5 protein-coding genes and 1 pseudogene are annotated in these 3,019 nt (G+C 73.8%); 3 read left to right on the plus strand and 3 right to left on the minus strand.

What is annotated here, in order from left to right; translation table 11 throughout:
• The 3 genes from AC2W7G_RS12585 to AC2W7G_RS12595 form a co-directional block, all read left to right on the plus strand.
• The coding region (locus tag AC2W7G_RS12585; protein ID WP_485868740.1) for a GtrA family protein at positions 1–260 on the plus strand (260 nt) is incomplete at its 5' end.
• On the plus strand, positions 236–436 hold the full coding sequence (locus tag AC2W7G_RS12590; protein ID WP_485868741.1) for a hypothetical protein: 201 nt from the start codon (positions 236–238) through the stop codon (positions 434–436). The genes AC2W7G_RS12585 and AC2W7G_RS12590, both read left to right, overlap by 25 nt.
• A 7-nt stretch (positions 437–443) precedes the next feature.
• A complete protein-coding gene (locus tag AC2W7G_RS12595) occupies positions 444–929 on the plus strand; it encodes a DUF2505 domain-containing protein (RefSeq protein ID WP_485868742.1) in 486 nt (161 codons plus the stop codon).
• Between the two features lie 98 nt (positions 930–1,027).
• Here AC2W7G_RS12595 and AC2W7G_RS12600 read toward each other — a convergent pair whose 3' ends face one another.
• The 3 genes and pseudogenes from AC2W7G_RS12600 to AC2W7G_RS12610 all read right to left on the minus strand — a co-directional run.
• Positions 1,028–1,321: a hypothetical protein gene (locus AC2W7G_RS12600; protein ID WP_485868743.1), complete on the minus strand. Its 294-nt coding sequence runs from the start codon at positions 1,319–1,321 to the stop codon at positions 1,028–1,030.
• Positions 1,322–1,328: 7 nt separating this feature from the next.
• A complete protein-coding gene (locus tag AC2W7G_RS12605; protein WP_485868744.1) occupies positions 1,329–2,120 on the minus strand; it encodes a WS/DGAT domain-containing protein in 792 nt (263 codons plus the stop codon).
• 124 nt (positions 2,121–2,244) lie between these two features.
• A pseudogene (locus AC2W7G_RS12610) lies at positions 2,245–2,718 on the minus strand (wax ester/triacylglycerol synthase domain-containing protein); the annotation flags it as partial.
• Between the last annotated feature and the right edge of the window lie 301 nt (positions 2,719–3,019).

The raw sequence follows: 3,019 nt of genomic DNA on the forward strand, positions 1-3,019 counted from the left end.
GAGGGCGCGCCGGGCGGCTGCCGGCGCAGGTCGCGCTGTTCGCCGTCGTCGGCGTGCTGTCGACGATCGCGTACGCCCTGCTGTACGTCCTGCTGCGCCAGGGGACGTCGGCGCAGGCGGCGAACGCGCTCGCGCTCGTGCTCACCGCCGTGGCCAACACCGCCGCGAACCGGCGGCTGACCTTCGGCGTCCGCGGCCGGGAGCGGGCCGTCACGCACCAGGTCCAGGGCCTGTCGTGCTCGGCTGCGGGCTGGCGCTGACCAGCGGGTCGCTGTGGCTGCTGCACCGGGCGTCCGGCAGCGGGCACCCGCTGGCCGAGGTCGTCGTGCTCACCGCGGCGAACCTGTGCGTCACGGTGCTGCGGTTCGTGGCCATGCGGACGTGGATGTTCCGGCGGCGCGCGCCGCGTGGACGGGCCGGGAGCGGTGCAGCATGATCGGGGCATGAAGCTGACCGAGTCCTTCGCGTACGACGGGGCCACGCCCGACCAGGTCTACGCCCTCATCACCGATCCCGCGTTCCGCACCGAGGCGGCCGTCGCCGACGGCGCGACCGAGCACGAGGTGCACGTCACCGAGCACGGCGACGGCCACGAGGTCTCGATCGTCCGCACGATGCCCGCCGACCTGCCCGACTTCGTCAAGAAGATCACCGGCAGCACGGTCACCGTCCACCAGACCGAGGTCTGGGGCGCCCCGGCCGCCGACGGCACGCGCACGGCGGACGTGAAGGTCGAGATCAAGGGCCAGCCGGCGACCATGAAGGGCGTCGCCACCCTGCTGCCCAGCGGCACCGGCACGACGTTCGAGGTCGACGGCGACGTCAAGGTGGCCATCCCGTTCCTGGGCAAGAAGATCGAGCCCGAGGTGCACAAGGCGGTGCTCGCCTCGCTGCGTCACGAGGTCCAGCTCGGCCTCACCAAGCTGTAGGACTCACCCCGGCCCGGCGCTGCCGAGAAGTGTGAGGAAATCGACCGCTTCCTGCGTGGGGGCGGTCGATTTCTTCACACATCTCGGCGGAGCCAGGGCTAGGTGAGGGCGTCGAGGACGGCGGGGAGCTCCTGGCGGGCGTACCAGGCCAGGTCGCCGCTGCCGTCGACGTCGACGTGGAAGGACGCCACGTCGTCCAGGCCGATCGGCGCGTCCTCGTCGTCGAGCTCGGCGACGACCACCGCGTCGCCGGCCTCGGCCGCCTCCTCGAGCGCGGCGGACTCGTCCTCCTCGTCCTCGGACGCGGCCACGAACCGCTCCCCTGACAGGGCGGTGCCGCTTGCGTGCAGCGCCTCGAGCTCGGCGCGCGTGACGCCTGCGTAGATCCTCATCGGGTCCTCATCGTCGGGGTCGTTGACGTCCGCGCGGAGCCCGGCTCCGGCTGCCGACGCCCTCGACCAGCTCCACCAGCGCCTCGTCGATGCACTGGGCCAGGACGTCCAGGTCGCGCATCGCGTCCCGGTCGCCCACCAGACCGTAGAACACCCGGCCGGCGTACGACGTCACCCCGATGGCCAGGGCGCGACTGCCGGTCAGCGGGAGCGCCGGGTAGACCTCGCTGAGCCGCTGCCCGGCCATGTAGACCGGGTCCTGCGGGCCGGGGACGTTGGTGACCAGCAGCTGGTAGCCGCGGCCGGTCTCGGCCTCCCCCACCCGCGCGCCGACGGCGTGGAACGTGGACGTCGCGAAGCCGGGCAGGCTCGCGAGCCGGTTGGCGGCGACGGCCGAGCCGGTCTCGCGGTGCCCCTTGAGCGCGTACGAGACCTGGTGCAGCCGCACGACCGGGTTGGCCTCGCCGACCGGCAGCGACAGCAGGTGGCCGCGCACCTTCGTGCCGAACGTCGTGGGCAGGCCGTCGTCGGCGTCGACCGACATCGGGACGAGCGTGCGGACCCGGGTGCCGGCGCTCAGCGCCTCGCCGCGGGTCAGCATCCAGCCGCGCAGCCCGCCGGCGATCGCGGCGAGGACGACGTCGTTGACCGTGCCGCCGTGGGGCGTCACGGACGAGCCGGTGGTCGTCCCGAGGGACGCCGAGACCGTCGCGAAGCGGCGGCTCTGGCCCAGCGCCGCGGTCAGCGCGTGGCCGACCGGCGGCTGCTTGGGGACGACGGCCGGGGTGCGGCCGAGCACCTTGCGCAGCTGGTACTCGGCGACGCCGAGGCCCTCGGCGGGGTGGCGTGAGGTTGCGGCGCACCGTGCCGGCGAGCAGCTGGGCGCTCGTGGGCGCCGGGTGCGGCTCCCAGCCGGCGTCGGGCAGGTCGCGCTCGTACGGCGTCTCCTCCAGCAGCACCTGGGCCAGGTCGATGGTCTCCGAGCCGTCGACGAGCGCCTGGTGCGCCTTGAACAGCAGCGCCACCCGTCCGTCGGCCATGCCCTCCACGAGGTACAGCTCCCACAGCGGACGCGCGGGGTCCAGCCGGCGGGCGACGAGCCGGCCGACCAGGTCCATGAGCGCCTCGGTGCCGCCGGGGCTGGGCAGCGCGGAGCGGCGCACGTGCAGGCCGAGGTCGAAGTGCTGGTCGTCGACCCACACCGGGGTGCCGAGCAGCGGGACCGGCCGGGCGACCTGGCGGTAGCGCGGCACGAGGTCGATGCGCTCGGCGATGAGCCGCACCAGCCGCTCGTGGTCGAGCGGGACGTCCCCCTGCTCGAGCACGGCGAGCGAGGCGACCTGACGCGGCTGGGTGGCGCTGTCGCGCGCCATGAGGGACGCGTCGAGCGGGGTCATCCGTCGCACCGGCCACCTCCTTCGGCCTCGGACGCTACCACCGCGGTCAGGCACCCACGGGATCACCGAGCAGCGCGTCCCGCACGTCGCGGGCGAGCGTGCCCAGCGCAGCGGTCAGCGGCGAGTCCGGGGAGCGCTCGCGCAGGGTGGCTCCGTGCATGAGCGCCTTGTCCAGGCCGGCGCGATCCTGGTGTTCATCTCGTGCTGGAACGACTTCCTGTTCGCCATCTCGCTGACGTCGTCGTCGAACGCCCGCACCGTCCCGGCGGCGCTGTCGTACTTCACCGGCGCCACGACGTTC

The sequence above is a fragment of the Aeromicrobium sp. PFPM2_SD2 genome, assembly GCF_057364525.1.